23 protein-coding genes, 1 tRNA gene and 2 rRNA genes are annotated in these 26,494 nt (G+C 68.1%); 14 read left to right on the forward strand and 12 right to left on the reverse strand.

Features of this window, described 5'->3' with window-relative positions:
• From NO998_RS00005 to NO998_RS00015, 3 genes are all read left to right on the forward strand, one after another.
• Window positions 1–89, forward strand: a 23S ribosomal RNA gene (locus NO998_RS00005); the annotation flags it as partial.
• A 124-nt stretch (window positions 90–213) separates the two neighbouring features.
• Window positions 214–335: ribosomal RNA gene (gene rrf / locus NO998_RS00010) — 5S ribosomal RNA — on the forward strand.
• Window positions 336–463: 128 nt separating this feature from the next.
• Window positions 464–539, forward strand: a tRNA-Cys gene (locus tag NO998_RS00015).
• 15 nt (window positions 540–554) lie between these two features.
• Here the strand turns inward: NO998_RS00015 and NO998_RS00020 are convergent.
• Both NO998_RS00020 and NO998_RS00025 read right to left on the reverse strand, forming a co-directional pair.
• Window positions 555–947: a Rid family hydrolase gene (locus tag NO998_RS00020; protein ID WP_267644933.1), complete on the reverse strand. Its 393-nt coding sequence runs from the start codon at window positions 945–947 to the stop codon at window positions 555–557.
• Between the two features lie 38 nt (window positions 948–985).
• The gene (locus NO998_RS00025; protein ID WP_267644934.1) at window positions 986–2,134 is read right to left on the reverse strand and encodes an NAD(P)/FAD-dependent oxidoreductase; all 1,149 of its coding nucleotides are present in this window, start codon (window positions 2,132–2,134) and stop codon (window positions 986–988) included.
• An 85-nt stretch (window positions 2,135–2,219) separates the two neighbouring features.
• Here NO998_RS00025 and NO998_RS00030 point away from each other — a divergent pair, with 85 nt between their 5' ends.
• A complete protein-coding gene (locus NO998_RS00030) occupies window positions 2,220–3,359 on the forward strand; it encodes an aminotransferase class V-fold PLP-dependent enzyme (RefSeq protein WP_267644935.1) in 1,140 nt (379 codons plus the stop codon).
• 27 nt (window positions 3,360–3,386) lie between these two features.
• Here the strand turns inward: NO998_RS00030 and NO998_RS00035 are convergent, their stop codons facing one another.
• From NO998_RS00035 to NO998_RS00045, 3 genes are read right to left on the reverse strand one after another with little or no spacing between them, the layout of a single operon-like run.
• Complete coding sequence (locus tag NO998_RS00035; RefSeq protein ID WP_267644936.1) at window positions 3,387–4,895, reverse strand: carboxypeptidase M32; 1,509 nt, start codon at window positions 4,893–4,895, stop codon at window positions 3,387–3,389.
• Between the two features lie 58 nt (window positions 4,896–4,953).
• Window positions 4,954–6,144, reverse strand: coding sequence for an MFS transporter (locus tag NO998_RS00040; RefSeq protein WP_267644937.1), 1,191 nt, complete (start codon window positions 6,142–6,144; stop codon window positions 4,954–4,956).
• Window positions 6,141–7,256 carry a M24 family metallopeptidase gene (locus NO998_RS00045; RefSeq protein WP_267644938.1) on the reverse strand — a complete coding sequence of 372 codons (1,116 nt, stop codon included), beginning with the start codon at window positions 7,254–7,256 and terminating at the stop codon, window positions 6,141–6,143. The genes NO998_RS00040 and NO998_RS00045 overlap by 4 nt, the downstream gene beginning before the upstream one ends.
• Window positions 7,257–7,421: 165 nt before the next feature.
• Between NO998_RS00045 and NO998_RS00050 the strand changes: the two genes are divergently transcribed.
• The 6 genes from NO998_RS00050 (at window position 7,422) to NO998_RS00075 (ending at window position 14,372) form a co-directional block, all read left to right on the forward strand.
• The gene (locus tag NO998_RS00050; RefSeq protein ID WP_267644939.1) at window positions 7,422–9,047 is read left to right on the forward strand and encodes an ABC transporter substrate-binding protein; all 1,626 of its coding nucleotides are present in this window, start codon (window positions 7,422–7,424) and stop codon (window positions 9,045–9,047) included.
• Between the two features lie 88 nt (window positions 9,048–9,135).
• The gene (locus NO998_RS00055; protein WP_267644940.1) at window positions 9,136–10,128 is read left to right on the forward strand and encodes an ABC transporter permease; all 993 of its coding nucleotides are present in this window, start codon (window positions 9,136–9,138) and stop codon (window positions 10,126–10,128) included.
• A 1-nt stretch (window position 10,129) separates the two neighbouring features.
• Window positions 10,130–11,131 (forward strand): ABC transporter permease, encoded by a 1,002-nt coding sequence (locus tag NO998_RS00060; protein WP_267644941.1) that lies wholly within the window; start codon window positions 10,130–10,132, stop codon window positions 11,129–11,131.
• 1 nt (window position 11,132) lies between these two features.
• Entirely contained in the window at window positions 11,133–12,272 is a 1,140-nt protein-coding gene (locus NO998_RS00065) for an ABC transporter ATP-binding protein (RefSeq protein WP_267644942.1), read from the forward strand.
• Window positions 12,265–13,602 carry an ABC transporter ATP-binding protein gene (locus NO998_RS00070; RefSeq protein ID WP_267644943.1) on the forward strand — a complete coding sequence of 446 codons (1,338 nt, stop codon included), beginning with the start codon at window positions 12,265–12,267 and terminating at the stop codon, window positions 13,600–13,602. The genes NO998_RS00065 and NO998_RS00070 overlap by 8 nt, the downstream gene beginning before the upstream one ends.
• Window positions 13,599–14,372, forward strand: coding sequence for an SDR family NAD(P)-dependent oxidoreductase (locus NO998_RS00075; protein WP_267644944.1), 774 nt, complete (start codon window positions 13,599–13,601; stop codon window positions 14,370–14,372). Before NO998_RS00070 ends, NO998_RS00075 begins: the two co-directional genes overlap by 4 nt.
• Before the next feature lie 19 nt (window positions 14,373–14,391).
• Here the strand turns inward: NO998_RS00075 and NO998_RS00080 are convergent, their stop codons facing one another.
• Window positions 14,392–15,570 (reverse strand): M24 family metallopeptidase, encoded by a 1,179-nt coding sequence (locus tag NO998_RS00080; RefSeq protein ID WP_267644945.1) that lies wholly within the window; start codon window positions 15,568–15,570, stop codon window positions 14,392–14,394.
• 128 nt (window positions 15,571–15,698) lie between these two features.
• On the opposite strand from NO998_RS00080, the gene NO998_RS00085 reads away from it, so the two are divergent.
• A complete protein-coding gene (locus NO998_RS00085) occupies window positions 15,699–17,204 on the forward strand; it encodes a carboxypeptidase M32 (RefSeq protein WP_267644946.1) in 1,506 nt (501 codons plus the stop codon).
• 98 nt (window positions 17,205–17,302) lie between these two features.
• On the forward strand, window positions 17,303–17,788 hold the full coding sequence (locus NO998_RS00090; RefSeq protein WP_267644947.1) for a DUF3592 domain-containing protein: 486 nt from the start codon (window positions 17,303–17,305) through the stop codon (window positions 17,786–17,788).
• 7 nt (window positions 17,789–17,795) lie between these two features.
• Here NO998_RS00090 and NO998_RS00095 read toward each other — a convergent pair whose 3' ends face one another.
• The 4 genes from NO998_RS00095 to NO998_RS00110 all read right to left on the reverse strand — a co-directional run bounded on the left by NO998_RS00095 (window position 17,796) and on the right by NO998_RS00110 (window position 21,905).
• Entirely contained in the window at window positions 17,796–18,254 is a 459-nt protein-coding gene (locus NO998_RS00095; RefSeq protein WP_267644948.1) for a CHY zinc finger protein, read from the reverse strand.
• A 106-nt stretch (window positions 18,255–18,360) separates the two neighbouring features.
• Window positions 18,361–18,942, reverse strand: a complete 582-nt coding sequence (locus tag NO998_RS00100; RefSeq protein ID WP_267644949.1) for a 2Fe-2S iron-sulfur cluster-binding protein — start codon at window positions 18,940–18,942, stop codon at window positions 18,361–18,363.
• A 60-nt stretch (window positions 18,943–19,002) separates the two neighbouring features.
• Window positions 19,003–21,165, reverse strand: a complete 2,163-nt coding sequence (gene ligA, locus NO998_RS00105) for an NAD-dependent DNA ligase LigA (protein WP_267644950.1) — start codon at window positions 21,163–21,165, stop codon at window positions 19,003–19,005.
• Between the two features lie 71 nt (window positions 21,166–21,236).
• Window positions 21,237–21,905: an MBL fold metallo-hydrolase gene (locus NO998_RS00110; protein WP_267644951.1), complete on the reverse strand. Its 669-nt coding sequence runs from the start codon at window positions 21,903–21,905 to the stop codon at window positions 21,237–21,239.
• Between the two features lie 131 nt (window positions 21,906–22,036).
• On the opposite strand from NO998_RS00110, the gene NO998_RS00115 reads away from it, so the two are divergent.
• Window positions 22,037–23,185 (forward strand): inorganic phosphate transporter, encoded by a 1,149-nt coding sequence (locus tag NO998_RS00115; RefSeq protein WP_267644952.1) that lies wholly within the window; start codon window positions 22,037–22,039, stop codon window positions 23,183–23,185.
• On the opposite strand, the gene NO998_RS15760 is transcribed toward NO998_RS00115, so the two are convergent.
• The gene (locus NO998_RS15760) at window positions 23,182–24,087 is read right to left on the reverse strand and encodes a DMT family transporter (protein ID WP_267644953.1); all 906 of its coding nucleotides are present in this window, start codon (window positions 24,085–24,087) and stop codon (window positions 23,182–23,184) included. The two genes, NO998_RS00115 and NO998_RS15760, sit on opposite strands and share 4 nt — an antisense overlap.
• A gap of 126 nt (window positions 24,088–24,213) precedes the next feature.
• On the opposite strand from NO998_RS15760, the gene NO998_RS00125 reads away from it, so the two are divergent.
• Complete coding sequence (locus NO998_RS00125; protein ID WP_267644954.1) at window positions 24,214–25,233, forward strand: hypothetical protein; 1,020 nt, start codon at window positions 24,214–24,216, stop codon at window positions 25,231–25,233.
• Here NO998_RS00125 and NO998_RS00130 read toward each other — a convergent pair.
• On the reverse strand, window positions 25,227–26,150 hold the full coding sequence (locus NO998_RS00130; RefSeq protein ID WP_267644955.1) for a serine/threonine-protein kinase RIO2: 924 nt from the start codon (window positions 26,148–26,150) through the stop codon (window positions 25,227–25,229). The genes NO998_RS00125 and NO998_RS00130 overlap by 7 nt on opposite strands.
• Between the last annotated feature and the right edge of the window lie 344 nt (window positions 26,151–26,494).

A 26,494-nucleotide genomic window follows, 5' to 3' on the forward strand; every position in this document is an offset into this window, starting at 1 on the left:
AGAAGAGGAGTTAGATAGACTCGGGATGTACGCGCCAAGGCAACGAGGCGTTGAGTCCGCGAGCACTAACAGACCGAAGCCATCACTCATCCGGTGATCGCTCTGCACTGTACCCGTATTGTACGGGTCCAGGTGCGAACTGGACTACGCTTACACACGGTTGTGGACCCTACCGAGCCTGGTATGATCGCGGTTCGATTCCGCGACTCGGCGTGAGACGGCCAGAGTGGTGAGGTAACACCCGTACCCATCCCGAACACGGAAGTTAAGCTCACCCACGTGTGGAGGAGTACTGGCGTGGGCGACCCGCTGGAAAACTCGACTCGCCGTCTCTCCATTCATTGCGGTTTTCATAACGATCGAAGAGCGGCCGCGTTCGCGACCGTTCTCGCTTTCCATCGTCGACTAGCGAGAGCGTTCGATACGGTACGCTTAAACGACTGAATATCCAACGAGAAACTGCGCCAAGGTGGCAGAGTCCGGCCTAACGCAGCGGCCTGCAGAGCCGCCCATCGCCGGTTCAAATCCGGCCCTTGGCTTTCTACTTCGTCGCTTCAGGCGTCTTTCGCGACTGCTTCGACCTCGATTTCCAGACACAGATCCGGGGCGGGAAGCGATGCGACCTCCAACAGCGTCGTCGCCGGCTTGACATCGCCGAAGAACTCCCGGTGAGCCCGGCCGATCGGCTCCCAATCGTCGAAGTCGACAACGTACACCCGAGTCACGACCACGTCCTCCGGGGACGCATCGAGTGCGTCCAGCGCCTCGTCGACGACCTCGAAGATGTGGCTTGCTTGCCCGTACGGGTCGTTCGGGGCCACCGTTTCGCCGTCCTCCACAGCAACGGTACCCGAGACGCGAACGGTGTTGTCGACCCGAACAGCTCGTGCGTACCCGAACTCCGCTTCCCAATCAGTGCCGCTGGTATGCTCGATCCGTCGTGGCATACCGTCCCATCCGCCTACTCGCTCGTAAACCCCGTTGCTCAGATGACGGCTCCCTCGGCGTCGACCTCCCCGTCGAACCGATCGCTCGACAGCGAATCGATGTCGACGAGGCTCGCACGTCCATCGACGATCAGTTCGGCGACGATAGTCCCGACTGCCGGGGCGTGCATGAACCCGTGGCCGGAGAAGCCGACGGCGTTGATCAGCCCCGGGAGGGTTTCCTCGATCACGGGGTTCGCGTCGGGTGTCGTCGCGTAGAGGCCGGTCACGGTGTCACGGACCGCCGACTCCGGCCCGAAGTAGCCACACATCTCGGCGACCGCTTCGAGGGTGTCGAGCGTCCACTCCAGATCGGCCGACTGTGGGAAATCGTCCGGGTCCGCGACGGGATGGCCGCCCGCGTTCCCGCCGACGGCCGCCAGCCCGTCGCCTTCCGGTCGAAACACCGCCCCGCCGTCCACGTCGATCGTGAGCGGCACGTCGTCGGGTAGCGGCGTCTCCGGTTCGGCGATCGCCAGCCGGTGGAGTTCCGGCGATATCGGTAGATCGACGCCCGCCATCGAGGCGACGCGCCCGGCCCACGGTCCCGCAGCGTTGACGACGAAGTCCGCATCCAGCCACTCACCAGCGGCGCGTACACCGGTCACCGTGCCGTCCTCGCGCCGGATGTCCGTCACAGCCGTCTTCGGCCGTACGTCGACGCCTCGTTCCCGCGCAGCCTCGGCGTAGCCCTGCAAACAGAGGTACGGGTCGACGAACTCGTCCTCGGCGTTGTACGACGCGCCGACGAACCGCTCGTGGTGCAACTCCGGGCAGTGTTCTCGGGCGGCCGCCGCCGACAGGTAAGTCGAGGGGACGCCGTGCTCGTTCTGCATCGCCACGTTCTCCCGGAGCGCGTCGGCGGTGTCCGGTTCGCGGGCGAGAAAGAGGTAGCCAACCCGTCGGCGGCGGATATCGACGCCGAAGCGCTCCTCGAACTCGTCCCACACGCGTTTGCTCGCCTGCGAGAGTTCGACGTTCACCGGCGTCGAGAACTGCGAGCGGATGCCGCCGCCGCTGCGCCCCGTGCTCCCCGACCCCAGCGTCCCCTTCTCCAGAAGCGTCACGTCGGCGCCACGGCCGGCGAGTTCGTACGCACTCGCGAGCCCGACGATCCCACCACCGATAACCACGACAGCGTCACTCATACCTCCTCACTCGGCTCCGTCTGCTTGAAGCTGTGGTCGAGGTGACGCACCACACAGTTATCCCCCCGCACGCAGAGCGACCCGTATGGATATCGAGACGTGGCGCGAGGCGTTCCCCGCCGTCGCCGAGGAAGGGCGAATCCACCTCAACAACTGCTCGGCCTCTCCGCTGCCCCAGCGCGGCATCGACGCCCGCCGGGAGTGTGAACGGGTGTGGGTGACCGAGGGGAACCCGTGGGAGACGTGGCTCGGGAAGGTGAACGAGGCCAAAGGACGGTTCGCGGGGCTGATCAACGCCGACCCCGACGACGTGGCGGTCCTCTCCTGTGCGACTCAGGCGTTCTCACAGGTCGCCAGCGCGCTGGAGTACGACGACCGCTCGGGAGTCGTCCTCTCGGAGTTGGAGTTCCCGACGACGCCACAGTTCTGGGGCGCACAGGAGCGCCGGGGCGCCGAGGTCCGGGTCGCCGAGTCCGACGACGGCATCACCGTCCCGGCGTCGGCCTACGAGGCCCACATCGACGACGACACCGCGTTGGTCTGTACGTCCCACGCCTACTCTTTCACCGGCGGGCTCTGTCCAGTCGACGCCGTCGCCGATGCGGTCCACGACGCCGGTGGCTACCTCTTTCTCGACGCCTACCAGTCACTGGGCGTCGTCCCCATCGACGTGGACGACCAGGACATCGACATGCTCGTCTCGGGGTCGCTGAAGTTCCTGCTCGGTGGCCCCGGCATCGCCTTCCTCTACGTCGACCCCGACGTGGCCGCCGAACTGGAGCCGACGAACCTCGGCTGGTTCGGCGTCGACGACATCTTCGGCTTCGAGACGGAGTCGCCCGAGTACGCCCCCGGCGCCCGGCGCTTCGAGCAGGGGACGCCGCCGGCGACGGCCGCCTATCAGGCGGACGCGGGCATGAGCATCATCGAGGAGGTCGGTATCGACACCATCCGAGAACGCACTCGTGACCACACCGGCTACCTCGTCGACGGCGCCCGCGACCGAGGGTTCACCGTGCGAACCCCCACTGATCCCGAGCAGCGCGGCTCGGTTGTCAACGTCCAGGTCACAGACCCCGCGGACACCACGGGCGCCCTGCTCGACAACGGCTTCAACGTCAGCCACCGGGGCGGCGGCGTGCGACTCTCGCCGCACTTCTACAACACGACGGCGGAACTCGACCGAGCCCTCGACGCCATCGAGGGGTACGGCACCCCGGTCTGAACGGGCCGCGGTCCCGCGGTCAGTCGTTCAGAGGTCGTACAGCTCGCCGTACTTCTCGGTGACGTAGTCGACGAAGTAGTCCGCCGTCAGCGGCTCGCCGGTGGCGACTTCGATCAGTTCGTCAGTCGGGTAGCGCTTCCCGTGGCGCTGGACGTTCTCGACCAGCCAGTCGTGGACGGCGTCGAACTCGCCGTCGGCGATGCGGGCGTCCACGTCGGGGACGTCCTCACGAAGCGCCGCCCAGAGTTGGGCTGCGATCACGCTGCCGACGGTGTAGGAGATGAAGCCGGGGAAGCTCTTCGACCAGTGGATGTCCTGTAGACAGCCCTCACGGTCGGTGTCGGGCGTGATCCCGAGGTACTCGTCCATCTTCTCGTTCCAGACTCGCGGCACATCCTCCACGTCGATATCCCCGGAGACGAGCGCGTCCTCGATCTCGGTCCGGAGGATGATGTGCATGTGATAGGTGAGTTCGTCGGCCTCGACGCGGATGAGGTTCGACTCCTTGACCTGATTCACCGCCTCGTAGGCGTCGTCAACGGTCACGTCGGCGGTCTCGGGGAATCGCTCCTGCACCTTCGGGAGGAACGCCTCCCAGAACGGCCGCGAGCGACCGATGTGGTTCTCCCAGAAGCGGCTCTGGCTCTCGTGGACGCCCAGCCCGCGCGGTTCGCCGATGGGCGTACCGTAGGCGTCCAGTTCGAGGCCGTGGCTGTAGTCGGTGTGGCCGAACTCGTGGAGCGTACTCGTCAGCCCGTCGATCAGTTCGGTCTCGTCGAATCGCGTCGTGATCCGCACGTCGGCCGGGGTCCCGTAGGAGAACGGGTGCGTCGAGGTCTCGAGTCGCGCGCGGTCCCAGTCGAGCCCCACCAGATCGAGTGCGTCACGGGAGAGGGCCTCCTGCGTGTCGGTGTCGAAACTCCCCGCGAAGGCGTCCGTGGCGAGGTCCGCGTCGCTGGCTCGGATCTCCTCGATCAGCGGCACCAGCGCCTCACGGAGTTCGTCGAAGACTTCCTCGACGCGTTCGTAGGGGACGTACGCTTGGCTGTGGTAGCCGACGGCCTGCTCCCAGAGCGCCTCGTAGGGGTCGGCGTCGGGGTCCGCGTGTTCGCCCCAGCGCCGGCGGGCGTCGACGTGGCGCTCGAAGTAGGGGGCGAACTGCTCGAAGTCGTCCTCGGCGCGCGCCTCGCGCCAGACGCTGCCGGCCTCGGCTGTGACGCTGCTCAGTTCCTCGGTCAGGTCCTCGGGGATGCGGGCGGCGACCTCGTGTTGCCGGCGCACCTCCCGGACGTTCGCGGCCTCGTCGGCGGTGAGCGCGTCGTCGTCGACGGCGTCGAGCCACTCCGCGAGCTCGTCGTCGGCGAGCAGCTCCTGCCCGAGCTGTTCGAGCGTCGAGCGCTGACTCGCCCGGACCAGCTCACCCTTGGGGGGCATCATCACTTCGGCGTCCCAGAACAGCAGGAACCCGGTCGTCTCCAGATCGGCGACCCGTCCGTACCGATCGACGATCCGTCGGTAAGCCTCGTCGGTGTCCATGCCCGCCGGTACACCCACCGGGGCATAAGCGTTCACCCGGGAGGTGGGGGTTGCCGGTTCAGAGGCCGATCCCGAACACCCGGTTCGCACCGATCGCGAGCGCACAGACCGTCAACAGCCCGGCGAGGGTACCGATCGCGACCGGCCACCCCGCGAGGTCCGCCAGCGCACCGACGCCGACGTTCCCCCCGGCGCCGATCAGGAGGTAGGAGCCCCGAGCCAGCCCGAAGCCCGCGCCCCGGTCGGCGTCGTCGAACTCCGTGAGCATGCGCGACTCCAATGCGGCGGGCCAACTCATGCCGACGCCGACCAGCGCGGTCCCGAGCGCGGCCGCCGGCAGCCCGATGCCGACCCCGCCGAGCAACAGCCCGTAGCCACCGACCGCGACCACGAACAGCAGCCCCGCGGCGCCGTCGCGGCTGATGACGTCCGAGACCGACCCCGCGATCGGCGTCGAGAGCGTCAGCGTCACGAAGAACACCGAGAGTAGCCCGCCGGCGGTCGTCGGGCTGAGGCCGTACTCGGCGCCGACGAACGTCGGGAGGAACGTCGCCGTCCCCTGCCAGGCGAACGAGCCGATACCCGCGAGCGCGATGACGTAGAGCACGCGACGGTTCCGGAGCGGCGGGAGAACCCGCTCGGCGGCGAACGCCCGGCGGACCGACGCCTCGGGGTTCGAGGGCGGGGTCGGCTCCACGCGCCACGCGAAGAGGACCAACGCGATCGACGTGGTCACGACCCCGAACGCGATCCCGGCCCGCCAGCCGTAGCGCACCGCGATGGCGACGACGACCACCGGCGTCGCTAGCCCCGCCAGTTGGCTCCCGGTGAGGTGGAGGCCGATCGCTCGGCCGGTTCGCTCGAACAGCGACTCCAGCAGCATCGCCGCCACCGGGTAGTAGAGGCCCGCACCCGCCCCGAGGAACAGCGCCGACATGAGGAACGTCGCGTACGTCGGCGAGACCGCGAGCAGGCCGCTCCCGACCGCCGTCAGCCCGACCGCCGCGAGCACCACCCGGCGCGCGCCGTAGCGGTCCCCGAGCACGCCGCTCGGGTAGGAGCTCAGCGCGTAGGCACCCCACATCCCCGTCAGCACCAGCCCCATCGCCGCGTTCGAGACGAGGAACTCCTCCCGGATCGACGGCAACACCGGGCTGACGGCGGTCCGGGCCGCCATCGTCGCGAAGTACGAGAACAGGCAGAACGCGAGGACCGTGTAGCGGTAGCGCCGCCCGTGGCTTCCGCTCACTCCAGGGGCTCCCACGTTCGCGGGGAGCCGTTGAGCCGTTCGGCACCGTCCTCGGTGGCGACGACGAGGTCCTCGACGCGGACGCCGAACGCGTCGGTGTAGATGGCCGGTTCGATGCTGAACACCATCCCCGGCTCCAGTTCGACGTGGTTCCAGCCTTCGAGGTAGGAGCCACCGATCAGGAACGGGGGCTCGTGGATGTCGAGACCGACCCCGTGGCCGGTGACGTGGGGGAAGCAGTCACCGTAGCCCGCGTCCTCGATCACTGCCCGCGCGGCGGCGTCGACTTCGTCGGCTCGAACCCCGGGTTCGACGGCGTCGACGGCGGCGTCGGCGGCCTCGATGACCGTCTCGTGGGCGTCGACGAACCCCTCGGGGGGCTCGCCGCCGACGACGACGGTTCGTGTCTGGTCGCTCAGGTAGCCGTCGACGATCGAGCCGAAGTCGAGGATCACCGGGTCGCCGGTTTCGAGTTCGCGGTGGCCGGCCCGATAGGGGGGGCTGGCGCTGTTGGGACCGCTGGCGACGATCGTCTCGAAGGAGGCACCCTCCCCGCCCTCCCCGCGCATCCGGTACTCGATCTCGCCGACCACCTCGTTTTCGGTCATCCCCGCGAGATCGAGTCCCCTGACCGCGCGGCTCACGTCGTCGGCGATCACGGAGGCCTCACGGATCGCGTCGAGTTCGGCCTCGTCTTTGGTCATTCGCAGCGGCGTGAGCACCTCGCCCGCCCGGTCCACGCCGCCGGCGACGGTCCGGAGGTCCTGGGCGAACGTCGACCACATCCGTTCGTTGACGAGCACGTCGCCCCCGAGGAGGTCGTGGCTCTCGAAGCTCTCCCGCAGGGCGTCGACGGGGTCATCGGTGTCCTCCCACGTGTGGTAGGTCTCGACCCAACTGGCGGCCCGTGCGCCGTCGGCGAACATCGCCGGGAGGAAGAAGAAGGGCTCGCCCTCGGCGGGCACCACCAACAGCGTGTGGCGCTTGCTCTGTTCCGTTCCGAACCCTGATAGGTACTGCTGCTCCGGGCCGGGTGACAGTACGAGCGCGTCGGCGCCGTGGTCGCGGAGCCGGTCGCGTGCCTCGTCCGTTCGCCGTCGTTCGTGATCCATGAGGTATGCCCATCTCCCCCACGACATAGCTTTGTCCCTGATTCCACACTGGTGGCTGTCAGGATCGCTCCGTTCACTACCTCTCGGACAAAAATCCGATCCAATTATAGACGGTATGTTTACAATTTCCGATAGATACTTTATGCCCCAGACATTCCTCAGTCCATGGCTCACGATAACAAGCCACTGACGCGTAGACGGCTACTCCGTACCGGCGCAGGCATCACTGCTGCCGGGGTACTTGCCGGCTGCACCGGTGGCGGCGGTGACGACCCGACCGACACCAGCGGCGGTGGCGGCACCGCGACCCCCCAACCGGGCGGCAGTCTGAGTATCGGACAGGCAAAGAGCGGGGTCCACTTCGACCCGATCCGGCAGATGAGCGTTCCCGCGTTGCTCGTCGCCAACCGGATGTACAGTTCGATCTACACCTACGGCGAGGGGACGGACCTCGAGCCACAGATCGCCACGGAGCTCCCCGAAGTCAGCGACGACGGCACCCGTTGGTCGTTCGACGTCCGGGAGGACGCCTACTTCCAGAACGGCGATCAGGTGACGCCCGAGGACGTGGCGTACTCGATCGAACAACCGGTCGTCGAGGAGACCCAGCTCGCGGCCGACTTCAACATGGTCAACTCCGTCTCGGTCGACGGCCAGACGATCACGATCGACCTGGACTTCCCTTACGCGGTGTTCCAGCACTCGCTGACCCAGAACGTCGTCCCGAAGTCGGTCCGTGAGGAGACGAAGACCGACGTGGGCTGGACCGAGGGCTACGTCGGCTCGGGGCCGTTCGAGCTCGTCGAGTTCCGCGAAGGTGAACACGCCCAACTCGCGTCTTGGAGCGACTACTGGGGGAAGGCTCCCAACCTCAGCGAGGTGGAGTTCGTCCCGATCCCGGAGCCGACGACCCGGCTCACCAGCTTCCAGAACGACGAAGTGGGCGTCATTCAGGACATCCCGCCGAAGCTCTGGGGCACCATCGAGGGCATGAACGACGCCACCATCTTCGAGCGGCCGGCTATCAGTTACTTCTACGGCTCGTTCAACTGCAACGAGGGGCCGACGACGGACCCCGAGGTCCGTCGCGCCGTCGACCTCGCGTTCTCGATGGACGACGCGGTCTCGAACTTCGTCGAACCCGCAGGGGTTCGCGTCAACAGCCCGATCCCGGCAGCGGTAGCCGACACGTGGGACTTCCCGACCGACGAGTGGGCCGACATCCAGTCGGACAAGAACGTCGACGAAGCCAAAGCGATCCTCGACGACCACGAGGAGATCCCCGCTGACTGGGAGATGAACATCATCGTTCCCCCGGACAACAAGCGTGAACAGATCGGTGTCACGATCGGGAACGGCCTCAACGAGGCCGGATACGGGGCGAACGTCCAGCGGCTGGACTGGGGTACCTACCTCGAGAAGTTCCTGACGGGCGACCCCAACGACTACCACATGTACGTCCTCGGTTGGTCCGGTCCGCCGGACCCGTCGGACTTCATGTACAACCTGTTCGCCCAGGACATGGCCGGGGTCAACCAAGGCCACTTCTACGAGAACGACGAGCTGGACGGCTACATCAACCAGGCTCGTGAGAGCTCCGACCGCGAGGAGCGAAAGGAGCTCTACGAGAAAGCCGTGCCGATCGTACTCGAGGAGCGCGTGAACCTCCCCTCCTACACGCTGAAGAACACGTGGGCGGTGAAGGACTACGTTACGGACTTCACGAACCACCCGATCGGGTACATCAACCCGCGGCTGGTGTCGAGCTACAACAACGTCGGCGTCCAGTAGACCGCGCGGCAACCACCCCCCCTTTCGGACCCTCAATGAGACTCTGCCACTATACAAATACGACCCCGGAGGTGATCTGACCGTGGGAATGGCACGCTACGCCGTTCGACGGTTGGTCCAGTCGATCCCCGTCCTCCTCGGTATCGCTACGATAACGTTTCTCCTGATAAACGCCATCCCGGGAGACCCGATTCGCATCATGGTCGGCCCCAACGCTGACGCCTCGATGGTCGAGGCGATCCGGGCACAGTACGGGCTGGACGAACCGATCCACATCCGCTACGTGACCTACCTAGGGAACCTCATACAGGGCGACATGGGCCGGAGTATCCACTTCGGCCAGCCGGTCTCCCAGAAGATCGCCGAGCGCCTGCCCGTGACGCTGTTGCTGTTGGTGTCGAGTTTCACTTTCGCCATCGCGACGGCGGTGCCGATGGGCGTCATCTCCGCACAGAAACGCAACGAACTGCCCGACCACGTCTCGCGTATCCTCGGGCTGATCGGTGTGAGCACCCCCTCGTTCTGGATCGGGCTGATGCTCATCATCATCTTCTCGTACCACATTCAGCTACTGCCCGCGACGAACCTCATCATGCCGTGGGCCGACCCCTCGACGGTCGACGGCGCCTCGAACGCCGTCGACGTGTTCGTCACCTCGATCGAACACCTGATCATGCCGACCATCACGCTCGGCACGCTCCAGATGGCCGCCATCATGCGCGTCCAACGCTCGTCGATGCTCGAAGTGCTCCAACAGGAGTACGTTCAGCTCGCGCGAGCCTACGGCGTCAGGGAGCGCACCATCCTCCGGAAGCACGCGTTCCGGAACGCACAGCTACCGGTCATCACCATCGTCGGCCTCCAGATCACGACCGCACTGGGTGGCTCCGTGTTGACCGAGACAGTGTTCAACATCAACGGTATGGGCCGACTGATCATTACCGCGATCAACAACCAGGACTACCCGCTCATCATGGGCACGACCCTCTTCTTCGGGGTCATGTTCGTCATCGGGGTCATCGTGACCGACCTCTCGTACGCGTACATCGACCCACGGGTTACCTACGACGAGGTGGACTGAAATGGCGACCGAAACAAGCGACGGCGAGAACCCGACTCGGGGCACCGTGAACGAGGGCGCCGCGCCCGACGCCGACGAGCAGGCCCGCCCGGAAGCCCGGGTCGGCTGGCGGTACACGCTCTCGCGGGTTCGCCAGGACTCGACGGCCCGCCTCGGGCTCTACATCATCGCGTTCATGACGTTCGTGGCGCTGTTCGCGTTCGTCGACTCGCAGTTACTCGACTACGCCATCGCCGAGCGGTTCCTCTACAGCCCCGTTGCCGACCCGGCGAACCCGCAGATCCTCCAGCCGCCGGTGGGGATCACCAACGAGTTCGGTACCGGCACCTGGGCGCACCCGCTGGGCACCGACCACCGCGGTCGCGACATCCTCGTCCGCCTGATCTACGGCACCCGGATCGCCATTCAGGTGGGGATCATCGCGACCGGCATCGGCGTCGTCATCGGCACCCTCGTCGGCGCCGTCGCGGGCTACTACGGCGACTACGTCGACGACGTGCTGATGCGCGCCGTCGAGACCATCTACGCGATCCCCTTCCTCGTGCTGGTGATCGCCTTCATGACCGCCTTCGGGCGGAACATGACCTTCGCCATGATCGGCGTGAGCATCACCACGGTTCCGGTGTTCTCCCGCCTGATCCGCTCACGCGTGGTGAGCGTGCGCGAGGAAGACTACATCGAGGCCGCCCGCGCGGCGGGGGTCCGTGACCGGAACATCATCCTCCGGCACGTCATCCCGAACAGCTTCGCGCCCGTGCTCGTACAGGCCACGCTCCAGATCGGCGTGAACATCCTGATCGTCGCCGGCCTCTCGTTCCTCGGCTTCGGCGCCCAGCCGCCGACGCCGTCGTGGGGACAGATGCTGTCGAACTCCCGCGGGTTCATGCTGCCGGACCCGTGGTTCAGTATCTGGCCCGGCTTGGCCATCCTGCTGACGGTGGTCGGCTTCAACCTCCTCGGGGACGGACTGCGCGACGCGTTCGACCCCAGACTCAACAACTAACATGTCCGAAACTCCACTCCTATCGGTTCGCGACCTGCAGACCCAGTTCTTCACCGAAGAAGGCACCGTCCGTGCGGTGGACGGCATCTCCTTCGACGTGAACGAACGCGAGATCGTCGGGTTGGTTGGCGAGTCAGGTGCCGGCAAGTCCGTCGCCGCCGCCAGCCTCCTCCAACTCGTCGAGGACCCCGGCCGCATCGTCAACGGCACCGTAGAGTACAAAGGCGAGACCATACTCGACGTGCAACAGGAAGACGGCGAGATCGTCGCCGGCGAGGGCTCTCTCTCCCCCGAGCAGATGCGGAAACGGATCCGCGGCAACGAGATCGCGATCATCTTCCAGGACCCGATGGAGAGTCTGAACCCCGTGTTCACAATCGGCGGGCAACTCCGGGAGGTCATCGAGATCAACCGCGGGCTCTCGGCGAAGGAGGCCCGCAAGGAGGCCGTCGACATGCTCCGCGAGGTCGGCATCCCCGAACCCGAGGAACGGTTCGAGGACTACCCCCACCAGTTCTCCGGCGGGATGCGCCAGCGCGTGCTGATCGCCATGGCGCTGGCTTGCGAGCCGAGCCTCATCATCGCCGACGAGCCGACGACGGCCCTCGACGTGACAGTCGAGGGCCAGATCCTCGAACTCGTCGAGGAACTCCAGGACCGCTACGACACCAGCTTCGTCTGGGTGACCCACGACATGGGCGTCGTCGCGGAGATCTGTGACCGCGTCAACGTCATGTACCTCGGCGAAGTCGTCGAGCAGTCGACCGTCGACGACCTGTTCTACGACACCAAACACCCCTACACGCGGGCGCTGCTGGAGTCGATCCCACGCCCCGACGTCACCGTCGACGAACTCAACCCCATCACGGGGGTGATGCCCGAGGCCATCGACCCGCCGTCGGGCTGCCGGTTCCACACGCGCTGTCCGGACGCTCGGGAGGCCTGCCGCGAGGTGGCCCCGACGTTCAAGGACGTGAGCGAGGCCGACGAGGCCCGCCACGCGACCGCGTGTCTGCAGTACGAGTCGGTCGGCTACGAGGACTCGACGCCGCTGGAGACCGAAGCCACCGCCGGCTTCGGTGCGGGGCTGACCGCCGGCTTCGGCGACGACGCGACTGCCGGGGGTGAGGACGATGAGTAGTCCCGCCGTCGAGGGCATCCTCGGCGACCGTGAGGTCGCCCCCGGCGAGCCGTTGCTCGAAATCGAGAACCTCACCAAGCACTTCTCGACGAACTCCGGGCTCCTCGGTGGGTTCGGGATCGAACGGGACGGGTTCAAACTGTCACTCAGCCGCGCGACCGACCCCGTCCGGGCCGTCGACGACGTGTCCTTCACGGTGCCGAAAGGCCAGACCGTCGGGCTGGTCGGCGAATCCGGCTGCGGGAAATCGACGCTCGCGCGGACGGTGCTCCGACTGATCGAGCCGACCGACGGCAGCATCAACTACAAGGGGACCGACGTGACCGACCTCTCGGGCGAGGAACTCCGGGCGCTCCGGAAGGACGTCCAGATCATCTTCCAGGACCCCCAGTCCTCGCTCGACCCCCGGATGAAGGTCGGTCCCATCGTCGAGGAGCCGATGCGCGCCCACGGCATGTACGACGCCGAGGGCCGCGAGGAACACGCCCGCGAACTGCTGGAGAAGGTCGGCCTCGACCCCCAGCACTACAACCGCTACCCCCACGAGTTCTCCGGCGGCCAGCGCCAGCGGGTGAACCTCGCGCGGGCGCTCTCGGTCGAACCGGAGTTCATCGTCTGTGACGAGCCGACCAGCGCGCTCGACGTGTCGATCCAGGCGCAGGTGCTCAACACGATGAAGGAGCTCCAAGCGGAGATGGGGCTGACCTACCTGTTCATCAGCCACGACCTGAGCGTCATCCGGCACATCTCCGACCGTGTCGCGGTGATGTACCTCGGCCAGCTCGCGGAAGTCGCCGACAAGGAGGAGCTGTTCGAGAACCCCAAACACCCATACACCGAGGCGTTGCTGGGGTCGATCCCCAACCCCGACCCGCGTTCCTCCGGGGACCGCGGCGTCCTCCGGGGCGACGTGCCCTCGCCGATCAACCCGCCGTCAGGCTGCCGGTTCCGGACGCGCTGTCCGGACCTGATCGCGCCGGCCGACCTCGACGTGAGCGGGGGCGAGTGGGACCGCATCCGAACGTTCGTCCGCGCGGTCGACCGCCGAACGTTCGAGGCGACCGGCCCGGACGACATCGCCCAGGAGTTCTTCCAGGGCACACTCCCCAGCGGGGAAGTCGGCGACACCGTCGACACCGCCATCGGCCACCTCGCCGAAGGGCGCTGGGACGACGCCGGGGAGTTGCTGAAGGACACCTTCACCGAGCCGTCGGTGTGTGCGACGGAGGTCCCGGCCTACGAGGTCGACCCCGACCACGGCGACGGCCGCCACTTCGCGGCCTGCCACCTGAACACCCCCGGCGGGCCCGAGGGAGCGACCGGTCCGTGAGCCTGCTGGACGGCCGAACCGCGGTCGTCACCGGCGGCGCCTCCGGCATCGGTCGCGGGATCGCGCTCGCCTTCGCCGACCACGGCGCCGACGTGGTCGTCGCGGACCTGCGCGAGCGCCCGCGCCGCGGCGGCGACCCGACTCACGAGGCCGCCCGTGAGCGCGGCGTCGAAGCCCGATACGTCGACTGTGACGTCTCCGACCCGGCCGACGTCGACCGCGTTTTCGCCGCCGCCGCCGCGCTCGGCGGACTGGACGTGTGGGTCAACAACGCCGGCGTGTTCGCAACGACCGACCCGACCGAGCCTGCGGAGGCCGCCGATGGCGACGCTGCCGCGGTTTCGGGGGTCTTCGACGTGAACGTTCGCGGGACGTACGACTGCACCGCCCGGGCCGGTCGCCGGATCGCCGAGGCCGGCGGCGGCAGCGTCATCAACGTCGGCTCGACCAGCGGGATCCGCGGCGGCGCCGACGGCGCCATCGCGGCCTACTGCGCCTCGAAGGCGGCGATCCATCAACTCACCCGGTCGTTCGCCCGCGCCTTCGGCGACGCGGGCGTCCGGGTCAACGCCGTCGCGCCCGGCGCCGTCGACACGGCGCTGGCCCGCGACCGGACTGAAAGCGAACTCGCGGCGCTGGAAGCGGAGGTCCCGGTCGGTCGGATCGGCCATCCCGACGACGTGGCGGGGGCGTGTGTGTTCCTCGCTTCGGGGTTGGCCGCGTACGTAAGCGGCGAGGTACTGGTCGTCGACGGCGGACTGACCGTCTGAAAAAAGGTGGTTCGTGACGTTAGCTGATCGTCCGAAGTTCCCGCTGGGGTGGGATGATGTACTCGTTGCCCTCCTCGGTCACTTCCACCATCTCCTCCAGTCCGAGGTAGCCCCACTCGGTGTCGACGCCCAGTTCGACCGTGTAGATCTCGCCCTCGCGGATCTCGGCCATCGGTGACTCGCCGTAGCGCTCCCAGCGCGGGCCCAGGAGCGTCCCGCCGTCGTGGGCGTTCCGGCCGACTTGGTGGCCGAGGGCGTGCTGGTACTCTTCCCAGCCCTGCTCGGTGAGGTACTCGCGGGCGGCGTCGTCGGCTTTGTAGCCCTGTACCCCCGGCTCGACCAGTTCCCGCCCGGCTTCGATGGCGCCGCGGACGTCGGCGAAGGCGTCGACGAGTTCGTCGGGGATCTCCTCGGCCTCCCCGTGGTAGTAGAGTCGCTGCATGTCGGCGGCGTAGCCGTCCTCGTTCACGCCGAAGTCGATGTGCAGCACCTCGCCTTCGGGCAGCGTCAGGTCGCCGGGGAGGGTGTGGCCGAGGTCGGACTCGGCGCCGTGGTGGACCGTCGGGCAGTAGTCCCACGACCACGCCGACCCCAGCCCGCGGTCGGTCATGTGGCCGTGGAGCCAGTCGCAGGTGTCGGCTTCCGTCCAGTCTGGCTCCCACGACTCGGTCATCGACGCCAGCAACTCGGCGCTGGTCTCGGCGGCGGTGACGATCCGCTCGCGCTCGGTCGGGGACTTCACCCCGCGGAGTTCGGCGACGACGGGGTCGGCGCTCACGAGCGAGCCCTCGTAGTCGGTCCCTTCGAGCAGTCCCGTCAGGCGTCGATACATGCCGTAGGTCAGGCCGTCGGCGGTGTTGTTGTCCTCGGAGAAGTTCACCGCGATCGTCTCGGGCTCGACGTCGTCGAGGATCTCCATGAACGGCTCGCGGAGCGACTCGTCGTAGGGGTGGACCTCGTGAACCCCGAGATCCCGGGCGTTCGGCGCGTCGTGGCGGCCGATGATGACGTGGCTCCCGTCTTCGGTGTAGAGGACCATCGTCGGCCAGACCACGTCGAACCCCAGCACGAACGGCAGGCAGGGTTCGGCGATCTCGACGGTCTCCCGGCAGAAGGTGAGCCACGCATCGGCGTCGCTTCCTTCGAGGATCTCTGTCGCCTGTGCGGACTTCTCTTCGACGATGACAGTGTCAGACATTACCTACCTGACGTGACGGGTACGAGGCCATCAACCTATGGGTCCCGGGGACCCGTGCAGCCGTCCGGAACCGACGGCAGGCTGCCTCAGTGGATACTGTTAACACGACTGTCGGCTATCCACGTACGATGTCCGATTCAGACTCCGCCTATGACCGACTCCACGAGCGCGCCGAGCGCGTCGGCGGCCTCGAAACCATCGACAACCTCCTCTTCTGGGACCAGCAGGTGATGATGCCCAGCGGCGGGACCCCCGGTCGCTCGATGCAGCGGGGCCTCGTCTCCGCGCTCCAACACGAGGCGTTCACCGGCGACGACGTGGCCGGCTGGCTCGACGCCGTCGACGACGCCGACCTCGACGACGATCAACAAGCGATCGTTCGGGAGGTCCGGCGCGAACACGAGCGGAAGGCCGCCGTCGACCGGGACCTCATCGAGGAGACCAACGCCGTCATCTCCGAGGCCAACGATGCCTGGGAGACCGCCCGCGAGGAGGACGACTTCGAGGTGTTCGCGCCCTATCTCGAACAGTTGGTCGAACTCAAGCGGGAGTACGCGAACCAGATCGACCCCGACGCCGAACCGTTCTCGGTGATCCTCGAGGAGTACGAACCCTACGTCGGCGTCGACACCGCCGAGTCGATCCTCGACTCCCTCCGCGAGCGACTCGTCCCGCTGATCGAGGAGATCCGCGAGAGCGACGTGGACCTCGGCGGCGCGTTCGTCGAACACGGCCCCTACGACGACGACCGGCAGATGGCCCTCTCGGAGGACGCCCTCTCCTTTGTCGGCTGTGACTGGGACCGCTCGCGCCTCGACACCTCCACGCATCCCTTCTCCTACGGGAACCGCTACGACATGCGGATCACCACCCGTTTCCACGACCACTCGCCCGTCGACGGCCTGATGAGTTCGCTCCACGAGTACGGCCACGCCTCCTACGAACACGGCCTCGACGAGGACCGCTTCCCGGACCCCCTCGGCCAGTCCCGCAGCCACTCCATCCACGAGAGCCAGAGCCGCTTCTGGGAGAACCACGTCGGCCGCTCGGAGGCGTTCTGGGGGGAGTTCCTCCCGATCGTCCGGAAACACTTCCCGCGGCTCGCGGAGGTCTCGCCCCGCGAGGCGTTCGAGGCGGCCAATCAGGTGTACGAGGACAACCTCACCCGCGTCGAGGCCGACGAGGTGACCTACCACCTCCACATCCTCGTCCGCTTCGAGATCGAGCGCGCGCTGGTCAACGGCGACCTCGACGTGGCCGACGTGCCCGCGGTCTGGAACGACAAGTACGAACAGTACCTCGGGATCACCCCCGAGAACGACACCGTCGGCTGCCTGCAGGACATCCACTGGAGCATCGGCCGGATCGGCACGTTCCAGGGCTACACCCTCGGAACGGTGTTCTCCGCCCAACTGCAGGAAGCGATGGAGGCGGAACTCGGCGCGGATCTCGAGGAACTCGTCGGCGACCGCCGCTTCGACGACATGCGGACGTGGATGAACGAGAACGTCCACCAGCACGGCAAGCGCTACCGGACCGACGAACTCGCGGAGGTGGCGACGGGCAAGCCCCTCACCGCCGACCCCTTCCTCGACCGGATCGAGTCGAAGTACCGCGACCTCTACGACCTCTAGGCGGACCGCCAGCGACCCGTCGACGAGGGCGGGCCGCCCGCCGGTGACCCGTTACCGAAAGAGGAACCGTTTTTACGCCGGGTCTACCACCATCGGGCATGCAACGACGCGCTGTGGCAGTCGCCGCCGCCCTCTTCCTCGTCGTCGGGGCGCTGTCGCTCGGACTCGTCCTCACCGCCGAGGCGCCGGAACTGACACTCGAGGACGACAACACGTTCCAAGAAGGGGACAGGTTCAACTTCGACGGCCAGACCTACACCGTGACGACCGTTGAGGCGTCCGAGTCCGGCGAGGGCGGCGAGACCACCTACGAGGCAGTGATCGAGTGGCAGACCGATGACGGGACACAGAGCACGACGCTCAACCAACACACCCGGACCACTCTCGGTGACGAGGAGTTCTTCGCCCACTTCGAGTCGGGCGAGGAGGTCACCCTCTCGGCGAACACCCTGGTGCTGAACCAGTACACCTTCGACACCGAACAGTACAACACCCACACCAACGGGCTCTGGGGCGTCACGATCCTCAGCGGCATCGTTGCGATCCTCCTGATGGGGATCGGCTACATGCCCTCGCGGTACTGAGTCGGCCTCAGCTCCCGTCTCCGAACAGCTCTTCGACGAAGTAGCGGTCGTAGTGGGTCCGACAGCCGGGGTTGAACCCCGCCCCACAGTCCGGGCACCTATCCTCGCAGGCCACGTACTCCGCCACCGTTAGCACCGAGCCACAGACCCCACACAGCACCGCGTCGGCGTCCGTGCCGTCTGCGGTGGCGTCGCCGTCGTCGTCGCTCGGGCCATCAGTCGTTGATCCGTCCCCGGCGCCGCCGTCTTCGCCATCCCGGTGGCTGTCGGCCGCCGATCCGCCCGTGGTGGCGCCCCACCGTTCGGCCTCGTGGTCGGCGACCGCGCGGTGACACTCGTAGCACGGGTAGAACGTCCCACAGCAGGGAAAGCGGATCGCGATCACGTCCAGGTCGCTGTCGTAGTGCCCACAGCGGGTCTCCGGGCCGACGCCCACGCCGCGGACCTCGTGGCCGTGTACGTCCATGCGTTCGCTGGTGGGCGGCGCCGAAAGGCTCTGTCGGCACGTCGCGCCGCAACAGCCGCTCACGGGGAGTGGGGGAAACGTTGGAAAAAGAACGGAAGCCGCGCGGTCAGGGCGCCTCGCCCGTCTCCAGCGTGAACTCCGCACGCGGGTAGGCGACGCAGGTCAGCGTGTAGCCGTCGTCGAGTTCGTCCTCCGAGAGCATCTCCTGGTTGTCGTGCTCAACGAAGTCCTCGCTCGGGCCGTCCGTGATGTGGCCCGCACAGGAGACACACTGGCCCTGTCGGCAGGCGTAGGGGAGGTCGAACCCTTCCTCCTCGCCCGCGTCGAGGATCGTCTCGTTGTTCGGCAGTTCGATCGTCTCGCCCTGCTTGACGAACTCGACCTCGAAGTACTCGACCTCGTCCTCCGGGATATCGCCCGGGCCGGAGCCGGTCTCACCCTCGCCTTCGAGTTCGCCTTCCTCGCCCGCTTCGCCGCCGACCGCGGCAGCGGGCGCGCCGCCACCGCCGATCGATCGGTTGTACGGCTCGGGGAACTCCGTCTCGGGCACGCTCGCGGCCCGGCGTTCGAGCACCTCCTCGGAGATGTCCGGAGCGGCCTCCCACTCCTGCCCGCGGACGAAGTGGAGCGCCGCCAGCGTCCCGCTGAGAAGGACGGCGAGCCCCAGCGCGGTCGTGTTCACAGCCATATCGGGGCTATCGATTCCCCGGGTTAAGGTGGTTGTGATTCCGTGCGTCGCCGGCCGGCTTCACGTCGCGGGCGGGTACTCGATCCCGCGGTCGGCCAACAGCGACGCGAACTCCCCCTCGTCGAGGACCGGAACCCCCTCGTCGTCGGCGTCTTCTCGCTTGGTCGCCCCCGGGTTCTCGCCGGCGACGAGGTAATCGGTGTTGCTCGACACCGAGCCTGTCGCGTTCGCGCCGTGGGCCTCGACCAGCGACTCGGCGTCGTCGCGCGTGACCGCGAGCGATCCGGTGAACACGAACGTCAGCCCGTCGAGTTCGTCGCCGGCGTTCGTCGCCGCGGGCGGTTCAGGGTCGACGCCGGCCTCGCACAGCCGTTCGATCACCCGGCGGTTGCGCTCGTTCCGGAAGAACTCCGCGACGTGGGAGGCGACCGTCGGGCCGAACCCCTCGACCCCACGGATCTCGGCCTCGGCGTCGTCGGCGTCGGCGAGGTCGAGCAGGGCGTCGAGGCTCCCGAACGCCGCCGCGAGGTCAGTCGCCATTGTCGGCCCGACCTCGGGGATCCCCAGCGCCGAGAGGAACGCGCCGAGCGACGGCGACTTCGTCGCCTCGATCTCGTCGATCAGTTTCTCGGCGCTGCGTTCGCCCCAGCCCTCCAGTTCGGCGAGCCCTTCGGCGTCGATTCGGTAGAGGTCGGCGACGGAGTTCTCGATCAGCCCCGCGTCGACCAACTGGCCGGCGGCCTCCTCGCCCAGCCCCTCGATGTCGAGGCCGCTGTCGCTGCCGTAGTGTTCGACGGCCCGTTTCAACTGCGCCGGACAGGAGAGCCCGCCAGTACAGAACTGCAACGGCCCGTCCCGCTCCACCTCGCTCCCACAGACCGGACACGTCTCGGGCAGTTCGAAGTAGCCCTCGGAGTGGTCCTCGACGACTTCCGAGACGTACGGGATCACGTCGCCCGCGCGCTCGACCCGGACCACGTCGCCGACGCCGACGCCGAGGTCGGCGATCTCAGACTGGTTGTGGAGGCTCGCCCGCGAGACTGTCACGCCGCCCACGTCGACGGGATCGAGTAGCGCTACCGGGGTGAGCCGGCCGGTCCGGCCCACTTGGACGACGATGTCGGCGATCCGGGTCTCCTCCTTTCGGGCGGGGAACTTGTAGGCGTACGCCCAGCGGTAGTGTCGCGAGGTCGTCCCCAGCCGCCGGCACTGCGCGCGGTCGTTGACCTTCAGCACCGTCCCGTCGATCTCGTAGTCGAGCGTGTCGCGCTCGGCCATCAGGTCGTCCCGGAACGCGAGCGCGTCCTCGATGTCGTCGACCAGTTCGTGCCGATCGTTGACCTGCAGGCCCCACTCGGGCAGTGCCCGGTGTTCGGCCCAGTGGCTGTCGAGGCCGGCGACGCCGTCTGCGCCGGTGGAGGCTCCGTCGTCGTCGGGACCGATCTCCCCGAGTGGCGCCGACTCCTCGCTCGCCCAGAGCACGTCGTAGAAGAAGCAGTCGAGCGGGCGCTCGGCGGTCACCGACGGGTCCAACTGCCGCAGGCTCCCCGCGGCGGCGTTCCGAGGGTTCGCGAACGGGTCCTTCCCCTGCTCGACGCGGTCGGCGTTGTGGGCCTGAAACGCCCGCATCGGCATGTGGATCTCGCCGCGAACGACGAGCACGGCCGGCGGGTCACCCCGCAGTCGCTGGGGAACCGAACTGATCGTCCGGACGTTCTCGGTCACGTCGTCACCGACCTCGCCGTCGCCCCGCGTGGCCGCGCGCTCGTAGCGGCCGTCGAGGTAGACGATCTCGATCGACAGCCCGTCGAACTTCGGCTCACAGACGTACTGCACGTCCTCACCGACCTCCCGCCGGACCCGCTCGTCGAACCCCCGCACGTCGTCGGCGTCGCCCGAGGAGTCGAGCGACAGCAGCGGCACGATCAGCTCAACGGCTTCGAGTTCGTCGACCGGCTCGCCGCCGACGCGTCGGGTGGGCGAGCCATCGGTATCGAGGTCGAAGGCGTCCTCTAACTCCTGCAGCCGGCCGAACAGGTCGTCGTAGGTCCGGTCGGCGATCACGGGATCGCTCTCGACGTAGTAGCGGTAGTCGTGATAGCGGATCGCCTCGCGGAGCCGGTCGGCCTGCTCGCGGGCCTCGGCCTCGGTCAGCTCCCCCGTCGGGACGAACTCCGTGTCGGGGTCGCGGACGTAGGGGTTGTCGGGCGGCGCCTCGGTCATGGCTCGGCGTTGCAGCGGCGGGGGTAAAAATCGGTGCCAGACGGGACGTCGATGCTCCCTGTGCCGCGGCCTCACTCCGTGGCCGCGATCTCACGGACCCGTTCGCTCCCCTCCTCGACGAAGCCGCCGTGGAAACAGATCGTCCGGTCGAAGTCGAGTTCGCCGAGCATCGCGACGGACTCCATCGCCCGCTCCATCTCCGGGGTGTGCTGTGCGGCGGGGCCCTGCAGCCCCTCCTCGTCGGCAGTCAGGGCGTCGCCGGCGATCAGCAGGTCCGCCTCGGGGAGGTGGAACGACGAGTGGCCGGGCGCGTGGCCGAACGTCTCGACCAGTTCGAGCGGGCCGGCGAGCGTGCTGAAGCCGACGCCGTCGAGCACCTCCACGTCGACACGCGCCGGCGGGTAGCGTTCGTCCTCGGCCTTGATCGGGAACTCTCGGCCGTCGACGTAGGGCGCTTCGGCCCAGTGGACGAACGTCGCGGCGTTCGTGTGCTCCTGCACGGCCGAGAGCGCGCCCGCGTGGTCGCCGTCGTGGTGGGTCAGGACGACGAACCGCACGTCGTCGAAGCCGAACCCGTGCTCGGCCAGCGCGTCCTCCAACGCGTCGGCGTGGCCCGGCAGCGTCGTGTCGAAGAGGATCAAGCCGGTCTCGGTCTCGACGGCAGTCGGGGTGAACGTCCGCTCGGCGCCGCCGAAGTCGATGGTGACGGGCAGGCTGTAGACGTGGTCGGTGATCTCCATAGCCCGTGTTCGGCCGCGCGTACCGTAGGCCTGACGGCAGTGGTCCCGGCTGCCGCGCGATGCTGTGCGACGAAACCGCCCCCGGGTGCGTGCTTTATGCGTCGCTACTGTGTTGGCGGGACAACTGCCGTATGCCCGCATCGCTCCCCATTCTCGTCGGCGCCGGCCTCGTGAGCCTGTTCGTCGCGTGGGCCATCGGCGCCGGCTCCTCGGGATCGACGCCCTTTGCCCCCGCGGTGGGTGCCGACTCCATCACCATCTTCCACGCCGTCGTCCTCGCGGGGATCATCTCCTTCGTCGGCGCGGTGTTGCAGGGCGGCGCCATCACCGAAACCGTCGGCACGGGGCTCGTCGACGGCGTCTCCCCGACGCCGCTGCTGGGGTTCCTCTCGCTGGCGACCGCCGGGACGTTCGTCGCCTTCGGCGTGGTCACGGGCTACCCCATCTCGACGGCGTTCAGCGTCTCCGGCGCGGTCACGGGCGCCGGCGTCGCCCTCGGCGGGGCCGTCAACTGGGAGGTCTATCGGACCATCCTGCTGACGTGGACGCTCGCCCCGTTCGCGGTCGGCCTGATCGCCTACCTCACCGCCGAGGCGCTCTGGCACTTCGAGGAGCCGAACTCACTGCCCGTGCTGTCGGCGGTGCTCGGCGCCCTCCTCCCACATCTCCGGCTCGGATTCCTCGGCGACGGCGGGGCGTCGATGGCCGCGGTGGCGCCGACGCCCGCCGGCTCGCCGGTCTCAGGCGGTGTCCTCCTCACTGTCGGCCTCGCGCTGGCCCTCGCGGCGCTCGTCCGGTACGACTCGACCCACCACCCCGAGCGCTCCGAGGACCGCTTCCTGATCGCGCTGGGCTGTCTGGTGGCGTTCTCGGCGGGCGGTTCGCAGGTCGCGTTCGCCATCGGCCCGCTGTTGCCGCTGCTCGACGGCTCGATCCCGCTGCGGTGGGTGCTGGCCGGCGGCGGCCTCGGCCTCGTCGCCGGGACGTGGACCGGCGCGCCGCGGATGATCCGCGCGATGGGGACGGAGTACGCCGACCTCGGCACCTACCGGTCGATTGCGGCGCTGCTGCCGGCGTTCGTGCTCACACAGGGGGCGGTGCTGTTCGGCATCCCGATCTCCTTCACGCAAGCCATCGTCTCGGCCATCTCCGGGTCGGGCTACGTCGCCGGCATGGCCAGCGTGAGCGAGCGGAAACTCGGCTGGACGGCGGTCGGCTGGGTCGGCTCGTTCGTCGGCGCCTTCGCGGTGGGCTTTGCGGCTTTCACGCTCGTCGGCTAAGCCCGGAGCCGTGCGACCTCCTCCCGGACCACGTCACGTTCGAGCAGCGCCACGCCCGCGAGCACGACGAAGAAACCGATCACGGTCGTCGCCGTGATCGGCTGCTGGAGGACGAGGTAGCCCGTGATTGCGGCGACGATCGGGACGACGTAGGCAACGAGGTTGGTCCGGACCGGCCCGACCTTCCCGATCAGGGCGAAGTAGATGGGGTAAGCCAGCGCAGTCGACGGCAGGCCGAGAACGAGCACCGCCGCGACCACCTCTCCGGTGACCGGGCCGGCGGGATGCTCCCCGACCGCGACGCTCGCGAGGTGGAGCAACAGCGCGCCGCCGGCCATCGACCAGCCCGTGAGCGCGACGCTGTTCATCGACGCGCCGATCCGGCGCAGCAGGACGCTGCCGGCGGCGATGGCGACGGCCGCACAGAGAACGTAGAGCTGGCCGAGCGCCGCGCCGCCGGCGAACGTTTCGGGGCCCGGCTGGACGATCACGATCACGCCGACCAGGCCGAGGCCGACCCCGGCGGCGTCGCGCAGGCCGATCCGCTGGCCCAACACGGGCACCGCGATCACCGGCGCGAGGATCGGGTTCAGCCCGTACATCACCGACGCCGCCGCGGGCGTGGTGTAGCCCTGTCCGAGGAAGAGCAGGCCGTTGTTGAGCGCGATCAGCGCGACCGCGCCGGCGGCGATGCCGGCGTAGTCGGCGCGGTTCCCGGGCAGCCAGTCGTCGTGACGGATCGCCGCGTAGCCCAGCAGGAGCGGCGCCGCCACGTCGAAACGCAGGCCGGCGAAGAACAGCGGCGGCAGCGCGCCGAGCCCGGTCTTGATGGCGACGAAGGAGATACCGAACAGCGACGCGAGCGAGAGGAAGCCGAGCGCGTTCCGGTAGCGAGAGTGCACGTACCCCCGCTACCGGATCGGGGTTGAAACGTTCGGCCATCCCGGCACGGCTGCTGTCGCCCGCCCGTGAGCGCCAACGGTCGCCGCCGTGCCTGCATTTATTGCCGTTGCATGGGTTACTCGCGTATGACTCCGCGCGAACCGCCGGCGTGGCAGACCGTCGAGACGCCGGCGCGGAACACGCTCTACGGCGTGACGGTGTTCGGCTCCGGCGCCGTCGCCGTCGGCGAGAGCGGCGTCGTGTTCGGCCGGCCCAACGGCGAGGGCTGGCAGCCGATCATCGAACACGGCCCCGCCGGGAACTCGCGCACCCTCGCGGCCGTCGCCGCCACCGGCGAGGGCGCCCGCGTCTGGTTCGCCGGCGAGAGCGGCGCCGTCGGCACGTACGACGTGGCCGGCGCCGTCAAACGGGACTTCTCGAACGTGGACGGGATCGACGCCGACTGGCAGGCCGTCGCCGTGACCGGCGCCGCCAACGAGGAGACGGTCTACCTCGCGACCGACGAGGGCGCCGTCCTCCGACTCTCAATCGTCGACCGCTCGCTGGAGGTCGGCGAGTTCGTCCGGCCGCCCACCCTCGCCACGGGGCTCGCGGGGCTGGAGGCGCTCGACGACGGCCGGCTGGTGGTGCTCTCCCGCGGCGGCCGGCTGTTCGTCACCGAGGACCGCGAGCAGTGGACCACCGTCCAGTTCCAGCCCGACGAGTTCGTCGACGTCGCAGCGCAGAGCGCTGCGGGCAACCAGAAATCGGCGACTTCTGGTGACGTGGGCGCCGACGGCGAGGCGATCACCGCGATCCGCGCGCCGGGCGAGGGCTACCGATACGCGGACGGCGACTCCTTCTCGTTTCCGTTCGGCCAACCCACCTTGACGGCCGTCTCGGCGGCGGTCGGTCGGACCGTCGCCGTCGGCACCGGCGGCGGCGTCTACCGCCGCGCACCGGACGGCTGGGTCACCGTCACCACCGACAACGACCGCACGCTCCGGGACGTGGCAGCCGTTCCTGCCGGCGACGAGGGCGGCGCTCGGGACGTGGCCGTCGGCGCCGCTGGAACGATCCTGGAACGCGGCGGCATCCCCGACGGGACGGCCGACTGGAGCGAGCCGCCGGGCGGCGACGACGAAGAGGGCGGCAGTATCTACTGAGGCGGTTCGTCTTCGAACGCCGCGACAGTCTCGAAGCTCCCGTCCGCTATCGACTCGCTCAGGCCCCGGTAGTCGACGCTGTCGGGCATCTCCCCGGGGTACTTCCGCTGGAAGAAGCTCACGACGTTCTCCACGTCGCGGGCCAGCAGGTCGTCGGCGTTCTCGTGGTCGGTCGGGACCGCCTGGGGCCAGTCGAAGACGGTGACGCCGCTCTCGGCGACGGCGACGTTGTGCTGGCTCATGTCGCAGTGGACGTAGCCCGCCTCGTAGGCGTCCTTCATTTCCCGCAGCACGAGGTCACAGACCGCGACGACCTGTTCGGAGGGGAACGAGGCGCGTTCGAGTTCGACGCCCTCGAACTTCTCCATCAGGATCGCGTGGCGGTTCTGGTCGACCGGTCGCGGGACCGACACCTCGGGGTAGAGTTCGGAAAGCACCTCGTGTTCCCGTTCGGCGGCCTTCCGGGCGGTGTAGAACCACGAGACGTGGTCGTTCTCGGAGGTGTAGTCACGCTCCTTGTGGATCTTCCGGAAGCCGGTGTACCCCTCGCGGTGGTACTTCAGCGCCATCGGGCGGTAGGACTGCACCTCGTAGACGTCGCCCTCCTTGCCGACGCCGAGGGGGGCGCCGACGCCCTCGATGGTCCCGCGCTCGGAGAACGTCCGGAGTGCGAGGCAGTCGTACCCCTCGAAGGTGAGGCGATACCCCTCGTACTGCATCGTCTTGCGCTCGATCAGTTCGCGTTCCGAACAGCGACCCAACCGATAGTCGACCTCCTCCTCGGTCATGTCGGCGTAGTCGGGGAGCTTCCCGCGGTTGACCCACTCCGAGAAGCGCATCCCCTGTTCGAGCCCCGAGAGGAGGTAGAAGTCCTCGTCCTCCAACTCGGCCATCACGCTCGCGACGTTGCCGACCATACGGGCTCTCGGTGGTCCGTGGGAAAAAGCGTGCCGCGTTATACGTGGATGGTGTTTGGGGTGGTTCTGTTGTGAACAGAGTCAGCAACACCTCGAAAGCCCCCGTTCGCTCGGCTCGCGCGGCTCGCTGTGCGCGCTCCCGTCGGTCGCGTGCTTGCGTCGCCGTGCTTCCCCGAGCGAACGGCCCCTTTCAGTCCCGCCCCTACTGCACCGGCCACGAACCTCCCCAACCGACTCGGTCGCTGACGCTCCCTCCTCCCTCGCGCTCGCGTCGCGCACGGAGGCGTTGTGCGGGCGACCCATGCGTCGCCCGCACGGCCAGTGAGAGCTTCGCTCTCACTCTG

Source organism: Halolamina litorea (assembly GCF_026616205.1).
In the GTDB taxonomy this organism is placed as follows: domain Archaea; phylum Halobacteriota; class Halobacteria; order Halobacteriales; family Haloferacaceae; genus Halolamina; species Halolamina litorea.

Bases quoted from the DNA above. Each gene is read 5' to 3' on its own strand.
- NO998_RS00125 (WP_267644954.1), top strand. From the start codon at position 24,214: ATGACTCCGCGCGAACCGCCGGCGTGGCAGACCGTCGAGACGCCGGCG.
- NO998_RS00020 (WP_267644933.1), bottom strand. From the start codon at position 947: ATGCCACGACGGATCGAGCATACCAGCGGCACTGATTGGGAAGCGGAG.
- NO998_RS00070 (WP_267644943.1), top strand. From the start codon at position 12,265: ATGAGTAGTCCCGCCGTCGAGGGCATCCTCGGCGACCGTGAGGTCGCC.
- NO998_RS00055 (WP_267644940.1), top strand. From the start codon at position 9,136: ATGGCACGCTACGCCGTTCGACGGTTGGTCCAGTCGATCCCCGTCCTC.
- NO998_RS00130 (WP_267644955.1), bottom strand. From the start codon at position 26,150: ATGGTCGGCAACGTCGCGAGCGTGATGGCCGAGTTGGAGGACGAGGAC.
- NO998_RS00095 (WP_267644948.1), bottom strand. From the start codon at position 18,254: ATGGACGTACACGGCCACGAGGTCCGCGGCGTGGGCGTCGGCCCGGAG.
- ligA (WP_267644950.1), bottom strand. From the start codon at position 21,165: ATGACCGAGGCGCCGCCCGACAACCCCTACGTCCGCGACCCCGACACG.
- NO998_RS00065 (WP_267644942.1), top strand. From the start codon at position 11,133: ATGTCCGAAACTCCACTCCTATCGGTTCGCGACCTGCAGACCCAGTTC.
- NO998_RS00115 (WP_267644952.1), top strand. From the start codon at position 22,037: ATGCCCGCATCGCTCCCCATTCTCGTCGGCGCCGGCCTCGTGAGCCTG.
- NO998_RS00045 (WP_267644938.1), bottom strand. From the start codon at position 7,256: ATGGATCACGAACGACGGCGAACGGACGAGGCACGCGACCGGCTCCGC.
- NO998_RS00060 (WP_267644941.1), top strand. From the start codon at position 10,130: ATGGCGACCGAAACAAGCGACGGCGAGAACCCGACTCGGGGCACCGTG.
- NO998_RS00090 (WP_267644947.1), top strand. From the start codon at position 17,303: ATGCAACGACGCGCTGTGGCAGTCGCCGCCGCCCTCTTCCTCGTCGTC.
- NO998_RS00085 (WP_267644946.1), top strand. From the start codon at position 15,699: ATGTCCGATTCAGACTCCGCCTATGACCGACTCCACGAGCGCGCCGAG.
- NO998_RS00030 (WP_267644935.1), top strand. From the start codon at position 2,220: ATGGATATCGAGACGTGGCGCGAGGCGTTCCCCGCCGTCGCCGAGGAA.
- NO998_RS00100 (WP_267644949.1), bottom strand. From the start codon at position 18,942: ATGGCTGTGAACACGACCGCGCTGGGGCTCGCCGTCCTTCTCAGCGGG.
- NO998_RS00080 (WP_267644945.1), bottom strand. From the start codon at position 15,570: ATGTCTGACACTGTCATCGTCGAAGAGAAGTCCGCACAGGCGACAGAG.
- NO998_RS00025 (WP_267644934.1), bottom strand. From the start codon at position 2,134: ATGAGTGACGCTGTCGTGGTTATCGGTGGTGGGATCGTCGGGCTCGCG.
- NO998_RS00110 (WP_267644951.1), bottom strand. From the start codon at position 21,905: ATGGAGATCACCGACCACGTCTACAGCCTGCCCGTCACCATCGACTTC.
- NO998_RS00035 (WP_267644936.1), bottom strand. From the start codon at position 4,895: ATGGACACCGACGAGGCTTACCGACGGATCGTCGATCGGTACGGACGG.
- NO998_RS00050 (WP_267644939.1), top strand. From the start codon at position 7,422: ATGGCTCACGATAACAAGCCACTGACGCGTAGACGGCTACTCCGTACC.